The sequence below is a fragment of the Pseudomonas sp. SMV7 genome, from assembly GCF_052041995.1.
Taxonomy (GTDB): Bacteria; Pseudomonadota; Gammaproteobacteria; order Pseudomonadales; family Pseudomonadaceae; genus Aquipseudomonas.
The window spans coordinates 16686-31950 of the sequence record NZ_JBKGGT010000012.1 but is presented as its reverse complement, the minus strand read 5'-3'; the positions used below and the strand labels follow the sequence as shown (position 1 = coordinate 31950).

The 15265-nt window shown below is 66.0% G+C and carries 12 protein-coding genes; 3 read left to right on the top strand and 9 right to left on the bottom strand.

The features are described from left to right. Window positions 1–16 precede the first annotated feature (16 nt). On the top strand, window positions 17–4918 hold the full coding sequence (locus ACLEJP_RS15810; protein WP_440807868.1) for an alpha-2-macroglobulin family protein: 4902 nt from the start codon (window positions 17–19) through the stop codon (window positions 4916–4918). Window positions 4919–5082: 164 nt separating this feature from the next. On the opposite strand, the gene ACLEJP_RS15805 is transcribed toward ACLEJP_RS15810, so the two are convergent. After that, a complete protein-coding gene (locus ACLEJP_RS15805; RefSeq protein ID WP_186678853.1) occupies window positions 5083–5376 on the bottom strand; it encodes a hypothetical protein in 294 nt (97 codons plus the stop codon). A 77-nt stretch (window positions 5377–5453) separates the two neighbouring features. On the opposite strand from ACLEJP_RS15805, the gene pbpC reads away from it, so the two are divergent. Beyond that, window positions 5454–7808 (top strand): peptidoglycan glycosyltransferase PbpC, encoded by a 2355-nt coding sequence (gene pbpC / locus ACLEJP_RS15800; RefSeq protein ID WP_440807866.1) that lies wholly within the window; start codon window positions 5454–5456, stop codon window positions 7806–7808. An 8-nt stretch (window positions 7809–7816) separates the two neighbouring features. On the opposite strand, the gene ACLEJP_RS15795 is transcribed toward pbpC, so the two are convergent. From ACLEJP_RS15795 to ACLEJP_RS15760, 8 genes are all read right to left on the bottom strand, one after another. Next, window positions 7817–8590: a response regulator transcription factor gene (locus ACLEJP_RS15795; protein WP_440807864.1), complete on the bottom strand. Its 774-nt coding sequence runs from the start codon at window positions 8588–8590 to the stop codon at window positions 7817–7819. 118 nt (window positions 8591–8708) lie between these two features. Next, the gene (locus ACLEJP_RS15790; RefSeq protein ID WP_440807862.1) at window positions 8709–9179 is read right to left on the bottom strand and encodes an A24 family peptidase; all 471 of its coding nucleotides are present in this window, start codon (window positions 9177–9179) and stop codon (window positions 8709–8711) included. Window positions 9180–9283: 104 nt separating this feature from the next. Then, on the bottom strand, window positions 9284–9853 hold the full coding sequence (locus ACLEJP_RS15785) for a DUF4136 domain-containing protein (protein ID WP_440807861.1): 570 nt from the start codon (window positions 9851–9853) through the stop codon (window positions 9284–9286). 19 nt (window positions 9854–9872) lie between these two features. Next, window positions 9873–10508, bottom strand: coding sequence for a DUF4136 domain-containing protein (locus tag ACLEJP_RS15780; RefSeq protein WP_440807858.1), 636 nt, complete (start codon window positions 10506–10508; stop codon window positions 9873–9875). A gap of 20 nt (window positions 10509–10528) precedes the next feature. Further along, window positions 10529–11278 carry a methyltransferase domain-containing protein gene (locus tag ACLEJP_RS15775; RefSeq protein WP_225780257.1) on the bottom strand — a complete coding sequence of 250 codons (750 nt, stop codon included), beginning with the start codon at window positions 11276–11278 and terminating at the stop codon, window positions 10529–10531. Further along, window positions 11275–11580 (bottom strand): MazG-like family protein, encoded by a 306-nt coding sequence (locus ACLEJP_RS15770; protein WP_296235540.1) that lies wholly within the window; start codon window positions 11578–11580, stop codon window positions 11275–11277. The genes ACLEJP_RS15775 and ACLEJP_RS15770 overlap by 4 nt, the downstream gene beginning before the upstream one ends. 76 nt (window positions 11581–11656) lie before the next feature. After that, window positions 11657–12508, bottom strand: coding sequence for a MaoC family dehydratase (locus ACLEJP_RS15765; RefSeq protein ID WP_440807854.1), 852 nt, complete (start codon window positions 12506–12508; stop codon window positions 11657–11659). 2 nt (window positions 12509–12510) lie between these two features. Next, window positions 12511–13863: a 3-oxoacyl-ACP reductase gene (locus tag ACLEJP_RS15760; protein ID WP_440807851.1), complete on the bottom strand. Its 1353-nt coding sequence runs from the start codon at window positions 13861–13863 to the stop codon at window positions 12511–12513. Between the two features lie 117 nt (window positions 13864–13980). Between ACLEJP_RS15760 and ACLEJP_RS15755 the strand changes: the two genes are divergently transcribed. Beyond that, window positions 13981–15258: an acetyl-CoA C-acetyltransferase gene (locus ACLEJP_RS15755; protein WP_440807848.1), complete on the top strand. Its 1278-nt coding sequence runs from the start codon at window positions 13981–13983 to the stop codon at window positions 15256–15258. The last annotated feature ends 7 nt before the right edge of the window (window positions 15259–15265 follow it).

Here is a 15265-nt window from a genome sequence, read left to right as displayed (position 1 = left end):
AAAGAGTTTCTACTCCATGTTCAACAAAGGATTGTTGCTGGCCTGTGCGCTGGCTTTGCTCAGTGCCTGTGACTCTTCGACATCGGACAAACCCGCACCGGCCGAAAAACCGGCGGCCAGCGCGCCCGTCGCAGCCCCCGCAGCCCAACGCGAAGACCCGGCCGTACTCGCCAAGCGCTACGAAGGTCGCGAGCTTACCGTGCTGGATGTCTCCGAAGTGCAGCTCGATGGCGCTGCCACGCTGTCGATCAGTTTCTCCGCGCCGCTGGATGCCAAGCAGGACCTGGCTACCAAGGTGCACCTGGTCGACACCGTCAAAGGCAAGCTCGACGGCGCCTGGGAACTCTCCGACAACCAGATGGAGCTGCGCCTGCGCCACCTGGAGCCGCAGCGCAAGCTGGTGCTGACCGTCGACAAGGGCCTGCTGGCCGTCAACGGCAAGCAGCTGGAAGAAGAGTCGATCACCCGCCTGGAAACCCGCGACATGCAGCCGACCATCGGCTTCGCCAGCCGCGGTTCGCTGTTGCCCACGCGTCTGGCCGAGGGCCTGCCGGTGATTGCCCTGAACGTGGACAAGGTCGATGTCGAGTTCTTCCGGGTCAAGCCGGAAATGCTCTCGACCTTCCTGGCCAACTGGGGGCGTAACAGCAGCCTGTACTACTACCAGTCCAAGGAAACCCTGGACATGGCCGCGCTGGTCTACAGCGGCCGCTTCGACCTCAACCCCGCGCGCAACACCCGCGAGACCGTGCTGCTGCCGATCGCCGGCATCAAGCCGTTGCAGGAGCCAGGCGTATACCTGGCGGTGATGCGGGCCTCGGGCACCTATGACTACTCGCAGCCGGCGACGCTGTTCACCCTGAGCGACATCGGCGTGTCCGCGCACCGTTACCGCGACCGCCTCGATGTGTTCGCCCAGGCCCTGGAAGGCGGCAAGGCGATGAGCGGCGTCAACCTGGAAATCCATGACGACAAGGGCAAGCTGCTGGCCCAGGCCAGCACCGATGGCGATGGCCATGCCCAGCTGCCGATCACGCCCAAGGCCGACACCCTGATCGCCACCCAGGGCGTGCACACCACCCTGTTGCGCCTGAATACCGCGGCGCTGGACCTGGCCGAGTTCGATATCACCGGGCCCCAGGCCAACCCGCTGCAGTTCTTCATCTTCGGCCCGCGCGACCTGTACCGCCCGGGCGAAACCGTGCTGCTCAATGGCCTGCTGCGTGACCAGGACGGCAAGCCGGTCAAGGCTCAGCCGGTGAGCGTGGAAGTGCGCCGGCCGGATGAGCAGGTCAGCCGCAAGTTCGTCTGGGAGGCCGACAGCAATGGCCTTTACCAGTACCAGCTACAACTGGCTACCGAGGCCCCGACCGGCCGCTGGCAACTGTTGCTGGACCTCGGCGGCGGGCGCAAGCAGGTGTATGAATTCCTTGTCGAAGACTTCCTGCCCGAGCGCCTGGCGCTGGAACTCAAGGGTAGCAGCACACCGCTGTCGCCTGACGAGAATGCGCGTATCCGGGTCAATGGGCGTTACCTCTACGGCGCCCCGGCAGCCGGCAATCGCCTGAGCGGCCAGGCCTATGTCCGCCCGCTGCGCGAGGCGGTACCTGCGTTGCCTGGCTACCAGTTCGGTTCGGTCACCGAAACCGAGCTGAACCAGGACCTGGAGCTGGACGAAGTGACCCTCGACCAGGCCGGCAAGGCCGTGGTCGAAATCGAAAGCCGTTGGGCTGAAGCCCGCTCGCCGCTGCAACTGACCGTACAGGCCAGCCTGCAGGAGTCGGGTGGCCGGCCGATTACCCGGCGCCTGGAACAACCCATCTGGCCGGCCGAGCGCCTGCCAGGCCTGCGTGGCCTGTTCGACGGTGAGGAAACCGACAGTGACGCACCGGTGGAATTCGAGTTCCTGGTGGCCGACCGCGACGGCAACAAGCTGGCCGCCGAAGCCCTCAAGGTGCGCTTGATCCGCGAGCGCCGCGACTATTACTGGAACTACTCGCAGAGCGATGGCTGGAGCTATGCCTACAACGAGAAGTTCCTCACCCAGAGCGAAGAGACCGTCAGCGTCAAGGCCGGCTCCACCGCCAAGCTGAGCTTCCCGGTTGAATGGGGCCCGTACCGCGTCGAGGTGGAAGACCCGCAGACCGGCCTGGTGTCCAGCGAGCGCTTCTGGGCTGGCTACCGTGCCCAGGACAACGCCGAAGGCGGCGCGGTGCGCCCGGACCAGGTCAAGCTGGCACTGGACAAACCATCCTATGCCGACGGCGCCACCGCCAAGGTCACCGTTACCCCGCCGGCAGCCGGCAGTGGCTACCTGATGATCGAGTCCAGCGACGGCCCGCTGTGGTGGCAGGAGATCGACGTGCCCGCCGAAGGCAAGACCTTCGACGTGGAGCTGGACGAGAAGTGGGCCCGCCATGACCTGTACATCAGCGCACTGGTGATTCGCCCCGGTGAGCGCAAGGCCAATGCCACGCCGAAACGCGCGGTGGGCGTGCTGCACCTGCCGCTGGACCGTGCCGAGCGCAAGCTGGCGGTGAGCCTGCAGGCACCGGAAAAGATGCGCCCGAAACAGCCGCTGACGGTCAAGGTCAAGGCCGCCAACGCCGATGGCAGTATCCCCAAGCAGGTGCATGTGCTGTTGTCGGCGGTGGACGTGGGCATCCTCAACATCACCGACTTCAAGACCCCCGACCCGTTCGCCAGCCTGTTCGGGCGCAAGGCCTATGGTGCCGACCAGCTGGATATCTACGGCCAGTTGATCGAAGCCGGCCAGGGCCGCCTGGCCAGCCTGGCATTTGGCGGTGACGCGGCGATGGCCAAGGGTGGCAAGCGCCCCAATACCACCGTGACCATCGTTGCCCAGCAGAGCCTGCCGGTGACCCTGGACGACAAGGGCGAGGGCCAGGCCACGGTCGATATCCCCGATTTCAACGGCGAGCTGCGGCTGATGGCCCAGGCCTGGACCGAGGAGCACTTCGGCATGGCCGAAGGCAAGACGGTGGTCGCCGCGCCACTGATTGCCGAGCTTTCGGCGCCGCGCTTCCTCGCCGGTGGCGACCGCACCAGCCTGGCGCTGGACCTGGCCAACCTGTCCGGCCGCGCCCAGCAGTTGAACGTTGAAATCACTACCGAAGGCCAGCTGAGCCTGGCGGCCAGTGCCCAGCAGAACATCACCCTGGCCGAGGGCCAGCGCTCGACGCTGATGATCCCGGTACAGGCCCAGGGTGGCCTGGGCCAGGGCAAGGTGCATGTGCGGGTCACTGGCCTGCAACTGCCGAACGAGTCGACCGGCGCGTTCGAGCGTGAGTGGACGCTGGGCGTGCGCCCGGCCTACCCGGCGATGCTCAAGCATTACCGGGTGGCCTTGAAAGACCAGCCGTGGAGCCTGCCTGAAGCAGACCTGGCCGCCTTCGAGCCTGCCGGCCTGGAAGCCACCCTGGCCTTGTCGAGCCGGCCACCGCTGAACCTGGGCGAGCAGATCCGTGCCCTCGAAGCCTACCCCTACGGCTGCCTGGAGCAGACCACCAGTGGCCTGTACCCGTCGCTGTACGCGGATGCCGACAGTCTCAAGCGCCTGGGCATCAAGGGCGAACCGGCAGATGTGCGCAAGCGCAAGATCGAGATGGGCATCGAGCACCTGCTGGGCATGCAGCGCTACAACGGCAGCTTCGGCCTGTGGAGCTCGGACAGCGAAGAAGAGTACTGGCTGACCGCTTACGTCACCGATTTCCTGCTGCGTGCCCGTGACCAGGGCTACGGGGTGCCGGCCGAAGCACTGAAGAAGGCCAGCGAACGTCTGCTGCGTTATGTGCAGGAGCGCAACCTGATCGAAGTCGACTACAGCGACGACGCCGAGCACACCCGCTTTGCCGTGCAAGCCTATGCCGCACTGGTATTGGCGCGCAGCCAGCAGGCGCCGTTGGGCGCCCTGCGCGGCCTGTTCGAACGCCGCGCCGACGCCCGCTCCGGCCTGCCCCTGGTGCAGCTGGCGGTGGCACTGGAGAAGATGGGCGACAAGCCACGTGCCAACCAGGCCTTGCAGGCTGGCCTGGCCATCAGCCGCAGCAAGGGCTGGATGGCCGATTACGGCAGTTCGTTGCGTGACCAGGCGCTGATCCTGGCACTGCTGCAGGAGAACGACATGGCCAGCAGCAAGGTCGACCAGCGCCTGTTCGCCTTGTCGGACGAGCTGGCAGCCAACCGCTGGTTGTCCACCCAGGAACGCAATGCACTGTTCCTGGCTGGCCGTGGTCTGCTGGGCAAGCCGGAAGGCCAGTGGCAGGCACGCCTGGACAGCGCCGGTGAGGTGCGTGAGTTCAACAACGCCGAGTCCGGCATGAAACTGGAAGGCCCGTTGCTGGCCTCGCCGCTGACCGTGCAGAACCAGGGCAGCGAGACCCTGTACCAGCAGTTGACCTTGTCGGGTTACCCACGCCAGGCACAGCCAGCGGGTGGCAACGGCATGCAGGTCCGCCGTGAGTACCTGGGCATGAACGGCCAGCCGCTGGACCTGCACAGCCTGCGCAGCGGCGACCTGGTGCTGGTGCACCTGGCGCTCAAGGCCGACAACCCGGTGCCGGATGCGCTGGTAGTGGATTTGCTGCCGGCTGGCCTGGAGCTGGAAAACCAGAACCTGGCCCAGAGCGCCGCGAGCCTGGATAACGCCAGCAGCGCGGTGAAGGAATGGCGCGATTCGATGCAGAACGCCAGCCTGGTGCATCAGGAGTACCGTGATGACCGCTATGTCGCCGCGCTCAAGCTCGATGGCTACGGCACTACCCACCTGCTGTACCTGGCGCGCGCGGTCACTCCGGGTACCTACCGCGTACCACCGCCGCAGGTCGAGTCGATGTACCGGCCTAACCTGCAGGCCGTGGGCGATGGGCAAGGGGAAATGACCGTCAGAGCCCGCTAGGGCGAGGCGGTCTGCTGTACGAGCAGCCTCCTGTCGCGAAAGGGCCGCAACGCGGCCCGATTGCCTGTGTACGCGGAACGGCAGGTAGGCCGCGTCGCCAGGTTTTGCGGCCGCTGCGCGGCCGATCGCGACGCAAGGCCGTTCCTACACGATCGCTGCATCAGTCAATGAATCACCCAGCTCATCACCCATAGCCCCAATACCAGCCAGATGATCCCGAGGATGATCGAGGCACGCATGAACGCACGGATGGCCGAGTACAGCAGCATCAGCCCGATGATCAGGGCGAGAATGCTGAGCAACGAGGTGTCCATGCCCAAGGTGCGCGCCAGGCCATCGATGAAATTGCCACCGGCATTGGCCAGCAGATTGAACAAGCCGCTGAATATGTCGACGATGAAGCGGATCAACGAGCCCAGTGCCTGGCCCAGCCACTCGAAAAAACCTTCTACATGCATAGTTGCTTCCTGATGAACGAATCGGCGAGGTTACCGTTCCCCAGCCTTTGGCCATCACCTGGCCAGGTCGGTTCCCGATGCCAAGCTTAACGCGGCCGCGTAGCCGTGCGCGCAGGCTGTTGCGCATTGCCGTGCCTGGCATGCTGATGGTGCTCGGTCTGTTGTGGCTGGCCGACCGCCTGTGGCCGCTGCCCATGCCAGGCGATGACCTGGCCCGGGTGGTGCTGGCCGAGGACGGCACGCCGTTGTGGCGCTTTGCCGATGCCGACGGCGTGTGGCGTTACCCGGTCAGCCCCGACGAGGTTTCGCCGTTGTACCTGCAGGCGCTGCTGACCTACGAGGACCGCTGGTTCTATAGCCACCCGGGGGTCAACCCGCTGGCCCTGGCCCGCGCCGCCTGGCTCAACCTGCGCGGCGGGCGGGTGGTGTCGGGCGGCAGCACACTGTCGATGCAGGTGGCACGCCTGCTCGACCCGCATGACCGCACCCTGGCCGGCAAGCTGCGCCAGTTGTGGCGTACCGCGCAGCTGGAGTGGCATCTGTCGAAACGCGAGATCCTGCAGATCTACCTCGACCGCGCGCCCTTCGGTGGCACCCTGCAGGGCGTTGCCGCGGCCAGCTGGGCCTATCTGGGCAAGTCGCCCATGCACCTGACCCCGGCCGAAGCGGCGCTGCTGGCCGTGCTGCCGCAGGCACCCAGCCGCCTGCGCCCGGACCGCCACCCCGAACGCGCCCAGCGCGCCCGTGACAAGGTGCTGCAACGCCTGGCCGAATACCAGGTATGGCCGGAGCGGCAAATCCGCGAAGCAACCGAAGAGCCGCTGGTGCTGGCGCCACGCCAGGAGCCGGCCCTGGCGCCGCTGCTGGCGCGGCGCCTGAACAGCGCCGACAGCCCGCCGCTGATCCGCACCACGCTCGACGCCGCGTTGCAGCGGCGCCTCGAAGACCTGCTGCTGGGCTGGCGCGCACGGCTGCCGGAGCGGACCTCCGCCGCCATCCTGGTGGTCGAGGCACAGACCATGGCGGTACGCGCCTACCTGGGCTCGATCGACCTCGCCGACGAGCGCCGTTTCGGGCATGTCGACATGGTGCGCTCGCTGCGCTCGCCAGGCTCCACGCTCAAGCCATTTCTCTATGGCATGGCGCTGGATGAAGGCCTGATCCATTCCGAGTCGCTGCTGCAGGATGTGCCGCGGCGCTATGGCGACTACCGCCCCGGCAACTTCTCCATGGGCTTCAGCGGGCCGGTCTCGGCCAGTTCGGCATTGGCGCTTTCGCTCAACCTGCCGGCTGTGCAGTTGCTCGAGGCCTACGGCCCGAAACGCTTCGCCGCGCAGTTGCGCATGGCGGGCATGCCGCTGACCTTGCCGCCCCTGGCCGAGCCCAACCTGTCGTTGATCCTCGGCGGTGCCGGCAGCCGCCTGGAAGACCTGGTGGGTGGCTATGCCGCGTTGGCACGGGGTGGCAACAGTGCGCGGGTGCGCCTGCAACCGCAGGACCCGTTGCTGGAACGGCGCCTGCTGTCACCCGGGGCGGCCTGGATCATCCGGCGGATCCTCAGCGGGCAGGCGCGCCCCGACCGCGACCCGCATGCCGAGCTGGTGCAACGCCCGCAACTGGCCTGGAAGACCGGCACCAGTTACGGCTTTCGCGATGCCTGGTCGATCGGCGTGGGCCCACGCTACCTGATCGGTGTGTGGATCGGCCGCCCCGACGGCACGCCTGTGCCCGGGCAGTTCGGCCTGGCCTCGGCGGCACCGCTGATGCTGCAGGTGCACGACTTGCTGAGCAACCGCGACAGCCAGCGCGGCATCAATGTACCGGTCGAGCGGGTACCGGCGAATGTCGGCGTGGCGGCGATCTGCTGGCCGCTGGGCCAGCCATTGAACAAACAGGACCCGAATTGCCGACGTCAGCGCTTTGCCTGGACGCTGAACGGCACTACACCGCCCACCCTGCAGGCGGCCGACCAGCCGCTCGGCCTGGGCCTGCGTGAAAGCGTCTGGGTCAATGACCAGGGGCTACGTGTCGATGCTAGCTGCCCGGGCGCCCAAGCCCGCGACATCGCTTTATGGCCGGCCCCGCTGGAACCTTGGCTGCCTCGTGCCGAGCGGCGTGCGGCGCGCCTGCCGGCCATCGACCCGGCCTGCCCGCCGCAGGTGCCGGCCAGTGCGCCACCGCTGTCGATCGTGGGCGTACGTCCAGGCGACAACCTGCGTCGTCCGGCGACCAGCAGCGAGCCGTTGCAGCTGCATGTGTCGGCGCTGGGGGGCGGCGGCCGGCGCTGGTGGTTCCTCAACGGCCAGCCATTGGGCGAGACCCAGGGCCAGGACAGCTTGCTGGTCCGCTTCCAGCAGGTCGGCCAGGCCGAAATCAGCGCGCTGGATGAAAGCGGCGAGACGGCGCGGGTGGCGTTCCAGGTCAGCGAGTAGCGCTGGCCTCAATGGGCGGTGAAGCGCTGGTGTATCGGTGATGAACTGGGCGTCAGCGCCAGCGCCAGCTGCGTGCGGTTGTGCATGTGGGTCAGGCGCAGCACCTGTGACACATACAGTTTCACGGTATTTTCGGTAATGCCCAGTTCGCAGGCGATCTGGTAATTGGTCTTGCCGGTGCTCACCAGCCGCGCCACTTCCAGCTGGCGCGGTGACAGCTTCTCGAACGCCGCTGGCAGCTCGCCTTCGCTTTCTTCGACATCGTTGGCGCGCCGGTGCACACCCTGGCCTCGGGCCTTTTCCAGGTCCCGGTACAACTCGTCCACCGATTCGGCCAGCTCTTGCAGGCGTTGGTTCAACCCGCCCAGGTTACGGAAGTTGCGTTGGCGCTCCAGCACGATCTCTTCCTGCCGGCGCACCCCCTCCAGCAATTCATCGAAGTCCATGGGCTTCTGGTAGTAGTCGGCAAAACCTTCGCGCAGCGCACGGATGATGTCCTGCTTTTCGGCACGGCCGGTGAGCATGATGGCTTCGAAAATACGTTGCTCGCCCAATGCCTTCAAGGCACGGACCAGGTCGACACCGTCTCGCCCAGGCATGTGCAGGTCACAGATGACCAGGCCTATGGCCGCGTCGGCCTGATAGCGTTCGATGGCTTCATCAGCGCAATGGGCTGGCAGGCAGTGATAACCCTGGGTTTCGAGAAACTCACACAGTTGCTCGACGATCACGGGCTGGTCATCGACCACCAATATTTTCACTTCGCTGAATGCTCTGGACACAATCGACTCCCTGTTCTTGTACGGTCCTGCTCCCGGGCCAGACGCTGCGGCAAGGTAAAAATAGACGTCGGGAGCGAATTTGTACAACTTGTGTACAGGTATCGGACCAAGAGATTGCTCATTGGATCCATACAGCAGTCAGAAGAAAACCGCTGAGCACATAGGGGACGAACGCCTGTTTGTCGCCCATTTCCTCGGTCAGGGCCTGCAGACGCTTTTTCACCTTGGGGTTGAGCAAGGTCCACAGGCGCCGGCGGGTGAGCAACCACACCAGCACACTGACGCCGGCACCGATGAAAGTGCCGAGCACGTAGTGCGGGCTGGTGGCCAGGGCCAGGGCACCCATCAACTTGACGTCATCGGCGCCGAAACGGCCGAGCATGTAGCCGGGCAGGGTCAGCAACATGACGATGGCCAGGGCCCAGCCGGCATCGCTGGCCTCGGCGCCGATCCAGCTGTGGCCAGTGGCGAACAGCCAGACCAGGGCGCAGGTTGCCACGCCCAAGGTCAGCAGGTTGGAGATCTGGCGTTGACGCACATCCTGTTCGGAGCACAAGGCAAGCCACAGCAGGAGAACAATGCTTTGCATTGGCAGGTCGCCTTTCCCAATGTTGAACACAGCTACCCGGTCAGTCAGGTTTCCTTAAGTGAAGATAGACCTGCAGGCGCTTGCTTGCCCGCTCCGGTCATGCATCACTTCCTGCTGCCGGGTGGATAGTTGCCCAGCACCTTGGCCACCGTGCTCTGGATGGCGCTGTTACGTTCCTCCGGGCTTGGCGGGTAGTTGTTCATGATCTGCTCGGCACTGCCGCGCCACACCAGCTTGCCGTCACGCCCGTCGAACAGGTCGATCTGGATAGTGGCGACCTTGTAGTCGACGCTGCGGGTTTCGTTGTACATCGGCCCGCCCCAATAGCCACCCCAGTAGCCGCCCCAGCCACCGCCGTAGTTGGTGGTGATCTGTTGCTGGCGCTGTTCGACGATCAGGTAGGCGCGCACGCCCAGGTCGGGCCGCGCGCCAGCTTGAACCGGGCGCAGGCCGCGCTGGTCCAGCTGGTCGGCGACCGCCTGGCGGATCCGCTGCTCGGTCAGGTCGCTCTTGATGCGTGGGTCGTCAGGGCGATACTGCAGGCCCGGTTCCTGCCAGGCCCAGCTGCGGTAGGCGGCAAAATCGCGGCTGGCGTCGAAATCCTGCTGGACGTTATTGCTGGAGCAGGCGGCCAGCAGCAACGCGAATGACAGTAGAACGAGACGGCGCAACATGATGGTTCTCCGTTAGGCATTAACTGGGAGGATAGCCGCTGAGCGCCTTGTACACTGAGTTGCGCAAGGCACTTTCGCGTTCTCGCGGCGAGTCCTTGTCGCTGCCGCTTTCGGCGCTGGCGCTCCATACCGGCTGGCCGTTGCGGGCGTCGTACAGGTCGATGCGTACCACCATCACCTGCACTTCGTAGGTCCGTACGATGGGCACGCTGGCATAGGCACCATAACCATTGCGGTAACCACCATAGCCGACACCGCCGTAGGGGTACGGGCCGTAGTAAGGGTCGTAGGCATCGTAGTCCCGTACCTGGCGCACGCGTTTTTCCAGGCGTATGTCAGCACTCACCAGCAAGTCGCCGGGGCCACCCCGGGCAGGGCGCAGGCCGTGCTGGTCGAGCGCGCCGCTGACGGCATCGGCCAGTTGCGCCGGGTCGGTATCCGCCGAGCCACTGGGCAACTGGCCGTTGCGCCAGCTCCAACTGCGGTAATGCCCATAGTCCCGCGCAGGTGCCGGGTAGGCACTGGCATCGAAGGTGGTGGCCGCCTGGGCAGGGGCAGGGGGTAACGGGCGGCTGCTGGCCACGTACGGGTTGCTGCCCTGGCAGCCAGCCAGGGCAAGCGGCAGCAGCGCCAGGCACAACAGACGGTACGGCATGTAGTCCTCCGACGGGGCAGTCAGCGCGGGCGGCAAACCCAGTGCAGGTAGCGGCCAAGCCCGGCGAAGCTGGGGTGGCGACGATAGGCCAGTTCCATTTCCAGCAGGTCGAGCAACTCGGCCTTGCCCTGGAACTCCCTGGGCATGTAGTCGTGGAACACCCGCACGCCGCTTTCGCTTTGCACCTGCCACTGAGGATCAAGTTGCGCCCTGAGCTGGCGCGGATCAAGTGGTTTTTGTGGCGTAAGGCTCTGCTTTTCACCTTCCAGGCGGTTGCTGCGCAACTTGCGGAAATGGCCCTTGAGCAGGTTCCGATAGACCAGCGCGTCACGGTTGTAGAAAGCCAGCGACAGCCACCCGCAAGGGGCCGTGAGCTGGTGCAGCACGGGCAGGATGCTTTCCGGCTCGGCCAGCCATTCGAGCACGGCATGGCACAGTACCAGGTCGTAGGGTTCGGTGAGCTGGCCAAGCAGGTCTTGCCAAGGGGCCTGGATGAAGGTGGCCGCCTGGCCTGCTTCGGCAAAGCGTGCCCGGGCGCCATCGAGCATTGGCGCGGCGGGTTCGGCCAGGGTCAGCTGGTGGCCGCGCTGTGCCAGCCACAAGGCCATGTGGCCCAGCCCGGCGCCAATGTCGAGGATGCGCAGGGGGCGGTCGGGCAAGGCCTCGGCCAGGTCGGCCTGGAGCACGGCCAGGCGGATGGCGCCCTTGGCGCCGCCATAGATCTTTTCGGCAAAACGGGTGGCCAGCTCATCGAAGTGACGGTCGTTCATCGGGCGAAGCGCCTCTCGCTGTCGGCCAGCTTGGCCCGCACCACCTGGTCCATGTCCAGGCCAAGCTCACTGCACAGCAGCAACAGGTAGAGCACCACGTCACCGATTTCCTGGCCGGCATGGGCCAGCTTGTCGGCGGGCAGCTGGCGCGACTGGTCTTCGCTCAGCCACTGGAAGATTTCCACCAGCTCGGCCATTTCGACGCTGGCGGCCATGGCCAGGTTCTTCGGGCTGTGGAAGCCGCGCCAGTCGTTATTGTCGCGAATGTGGTGCAGGCGTTGGGTGAGTTCTTGCAAGTTCATCGGGGTCTCCTAATGCCGCATAGCTTCAGCGCAGGCCCGATGCAAAGCAAGCGTGTTCCACCAAGGCCGGCCGCGCCTACAAGGGCTCCCAGCGCCCGACCATATGCAGCACGCCGCCATGCCCGTCCAGCCGCAGCGTACCCTGCGGCCCCGCCTCACTGGCACTGAGCACCACCTCGGACGGCAACCGCACCGGCTTGCGGAACCCCACCTCGAAGGCATAGCCGCTGTACGGCAGGTGGCCGCGCAAGGCTGCCATGGCCATGGCTTTGCTCCACATGCCATGGGCAATGGCCGTGGGAAAGCCGAACAGCCGTGCACTGGCGGCGCTGAGGTGGATCGGGTTGTAATCCCCGCAGACCTTGGCATAACGCCGGCCGATATCCCGGTCGGCGTACCAGCGGGTCGCTTCCGGCAGCGCAGCCGGTTGGTCCTCGACAGGTTCATTTGCCTCGCTTTCGAGCTTGAGCCCACGCACCAGCATGCGGCTGCTCTCGCGCCAGAGCAGGCCGATGCCGTCTTCGGCTTCGCTGACCAGGTCGAAGGTGGCGCCCTTGGCGTGGGGTTGCAGGTTGTCCGTATACACCGCAAAGCGCAGCGCTTCGACAGCGCCGAGCGGGCGCAGTACTTCGATGCGGTTGTGCAGGTGCACCAGGCCTAGCAGCGGGAAGGGGAAGTCGTCGGCGGTCATCAACTGCAGCTGCAAGGTGAACGCCATCACGTGCGGGTAGCTCGCCGGCAGCCGGCCATCGTCGGCGAAATGGCACAGCCGGCGGTAGGCCGCCAGGTTGCCCGGCTGGACACCGATGAGGCAGCGCAGGCCATCGCCCGGCAGGCGCTCACCGCTGATCTTGCGCTTGCTGGCGGCGCGCAGGTACAGGCTGGCGCGCGAAGCCGGGCTGTGCAGGTCATGCCAGTGTCGGCTCATGTTCAGGCCCCCATCAAGGCCTGGCCGCAAACGCGCAGTACCTGGCCGTTGATTGCCCCGGAGCCGGGCTGGCTGAGCCAGGCGATGGCCTCGGCGACGTCCTGCGGGCGGCCACCCTGGCCCAGCGAACTCAAACGTCGCCCGGCTTCGCGCAGGCCCATGGGCATGGCGGCGGTCATGTGGGTTTCGATGAACCCGGGGGCCACCGCATTGATACTGCCGCCACGCTCGGCAAGGCGCGGCGCCCAGGCCTGGGCCAGGCCGATCAACCCAGCCTTGCTGGCGGCATAGTTGGCCTGACCGCGGTTGCCGGCGATGCCGCTGACCGAAGCCAGCAGGGTGACGCGCGCGTTTTCACCCAGGGCGCCGTGCTCATGCAGCGCCTGGGTCAGTACCTGCGGCGCCTTCAGGTTCACCGCCAGCACTGCATCCCAGTATTCCGGGGTCATGTTGGCCAGGGTCTTGTCGCGGGTGATGCCGGCATTGTGCACTACGATGTCGATGCCGTCCGGCAGGGCTGCGAGCAAGCGGCTCGCCGCGTCGCCCGCGCAGATATCCAGCGCCAGCGCCTTGCCACCCAGGCGCGCAGCCAGGGCGTCGAGGTCCTGGCTGGCCTGCGGTACATCCAGCAACAGCACGTCGGCGCCGTCCCGCGCCAAGGTTTCGGCAATGGCAGCGCCGATGCCGCGTGCGGCGCCGGTCACCAGTGCACGGCGGCCCGCCAGCGGCCGGGTCCAGTCCTCGACCTGGCTGGCGCAGGCTTCCAGGCGCAGCACCTGGCCGGATACGAAGGCGCTTTTCGGCGAGAGGAAGAAACGCAATGCGCCTTCCAGCTGGTGGTCTGCGCCGGGGGCGACGTACAGCAGCTGGGCGGTCGCACCATTGCGCAGTTCTTTGGCCAGCGAGCGGCTGAAGCCTTCCAGGGCCCGTTGCGCGATGCTGGCCAGCGGGTCATCAAGGCTCTCCGGGGCGCGCCCCAGCAGCACCACGTGGGCACAAGGCGCCAGGCTGCGCAGCAGTGGCTGGAAAAACTCGCGCAACTGCTTCAATGCGTCGCTGTCGGACAAATGCGTGGCATCGAACACCACCGCCTTGATTTTCGGCCCCAGGCCGGCCACCCAGGGCTCGGCCTGGAGGGCGTCGGTGTTGAAGCGGTAAAACGTGTCGGTCAGGCGCGGCGCAAGCGTTTCGACCTGGCTCGCCAGGGGCCCGCCACCCAGGACCAGGGCACCCTCCACCGGGCGCAGGCGGCCGGCCTGCCAGCGCTCCAGCGGAGCCGGGTGTGGCAGGCCAAGGGCATCCACAAGACGGCGGCCAAGGTTGGAATTGGCAAAGCCGAGGTAGCGATCGCTCATGAGTGGTCTCCCGTAAGGCAAGCTTGAAAGTGTGGACCAAGTTTGTGCCAAGGTCGTTCGAATGCGGTAAAAACACCTAGGCTGTACGGATCAAATTGTTTCAGGAGGAACCAGCGCATGCGTTCACCTCGCCGGGTCGCGATCCTGGGCGGCAACCGAATTCCCTTCGCCCGCTCCAATGGTGCCTACGCCACGGCCAGCAACCAGGCAATGCTGACTGCCACGCTCGAGGGGCTGATCGAGCGCTACCGCCTGCATGGGTTGCGCATGGGCGAAGTCGTCGCCGGTACGGTGCTCAAGCACTCGCGCGACATGAACCTGACCCGTGAATGCGTGCTGGGTTCGCGCCTGTCACCGCATACCCCGGCCTATGACATTCAGCAAGCCTGTGGTACCGGGCTGGAGGCGGCGCTGCTGGTGGCCAACAAGATTGCCCTGGGGCAGATCGACTGCGGCATTGCCGGTGGCGTGGACACCACCTCCGATGCACCGATTGCAGTCAACGAAGGCTTGCGCCACATCCTGCTGCAGGCCAACCGTGGCAAAAGCCTGGGCGAACGGCTCAAGCCGCTGCTCAAGCTGCGCCCCCGGCATCTGAAACCCGAGTTGCCGCGCAATGGCGAGCCGCGTACCGGCTTGTCGATGGGCGAGCACTGCGAACGCATGGCCCAGGCCTGGCACATCGACCGTGCCGAGCAGGACCAGCTGGCGTTGCTTAGCCACCAGCGGTTGGCCGCTGCCTACGCCGAAGGCTGGCAGGATGACCTGCTGACCCCGTTCCTGGCGTTGACCCGCGACAACAACCTGCGCCACGACCTGAGCCTTGAACAACTGGCCAGGCTCAAGCCGGCCTTCGACCGCAGCGGCCAGGGCACGCTGACGGCCGGTAACTCCACACCACTCACAGATGGCGCTTCGCTGGTGCTGCTGGGCAGTGAAGAGTGGGCGGCGCAACAAGGGCTGCCGGTGCTGGCGTATCTGGTCGATGGCGAAACGGCTGCGGTGGACTTCGTCACTGGCCGCGAGGGGCTGCTGATGGCGCCGGTGCATGCGGTACCGCGGCTGCTGGCGCGTAACGGGTTGAGCTTGCAGGACTTTGACTACTACGAAATCCACGAAGCCTTTGCAGCCCAGGTGCTGTGTACGCTGAAAGCCTGGGAGGATGCCGATTACTGCCGCCAGCGCTTGGGGCTGGATGCGCCGCTCGGGGCAATCGACCGCAGCAAACTCAACGTCAAGGGCAGTTCGTTGGCGGCCGGGCACCCGTTCGCCGCGACCGGGGGGCGGATATTGGCCAACCTGGCCAAGTTGCTGGCGCAGGCGGGCCAAGGGCGAGGGCTGATTTCCATCTGTGCCGCGGGCGGGCAGGGTGTGACGGTCATCGTCGAGCGATGAACGAGCT